Source organism: Cupriavidus sp. 05N40, from assembly GCF_056397305.1.
The window spans coordinates 1-861 of the sequence record NZ_JBFTND010000452.1 but is presented as its reverse complement, the minus strand read 5'-3'; the positions used below and the strand labels follow the sequence as shown (position 1 = coordinate 861).

1 pseudogene is annotated in these 861 nt (G+C 55.2%); it reads left to right on the top strand.

The annotated features are described in order from the left end of the window. Window positions 1-147 precede the first annotated feature (147 nt). Window positions 148-861, top strand: a pseudogene (locus AC1DO7_RS41400) (hypothetical protein); the annotation flags it as partial.

The following is an 861-nucleotide window of genomic DNA, read 5'->3' as shown; positions in this document are numbered from 1 at the left end:
ATTCATTGCCATTTTCGATGACGACGCCCTGCAAAAATGGTGCAAACACACCATGTATCGCGGACCCAAGTTCAATGGGGAAAAACCATACGAGGATACGCAAGAAGAACTTGCCGCTCTCTATGGCGGACTGCGCGAGGTGCTCTGATGTACTACGTAGAGTGGATGGCATGGCTGCTCAACATCAAGTCTGATCAATGGTTTGAAGCGAACATGGGAGACGCCGACGGTTCAAAGAAGCCGCTGGTGGAACCCGTGTATGCAGAGACCGTGGCCGAAGACAAAGCGAATCAGGCAGCGAAACGGTTCGCACATGCCGAAACACGAGGTCCGGTCTATGCCTGCAATGACACTTACCTGGAAATGCGTTGTGGTGGCATGGAGGAGAAGCGCGGGCTGGTAACTTTTGTCTCAGGTGCGGTTGTTCTCCTCCTGTTTGGCATGTGGATTGACTTTGCCTTGCCCATCTTCTGGGCCTTCATCGTGGGCAACGAAACCGTGTTCGGCAGACCTTGGGATATTGGCGACATTGTTTTTGCGGTGTTCGTAACATTTCTTGCTGGCGCACCGCTCTGGTTTTATTTCAAATACGCTTTTCGCGTCACCCGCCTGGAAGCCTTGACCTCCCGTCACCTGCTGATCCGCTTCAACCGTGTCACGCGGCAGGTCTATCTGCATCGTCCTCCTAGCTGTGGAGGGATTGTCGTTGTGCCCTGGGAGGGCGTCAGTTCGATGGAAGTCGCCGGCCAGCGCTTGCTTCTCGGCTGGTTCGCCGACGACACGCCGCTGCCCTTTCCCGTCATAGCCTTTGTCGGCAAGCAAAGCAGCAGTGAGGCGGATTTGCAGGCGGAGTGGGAGTTC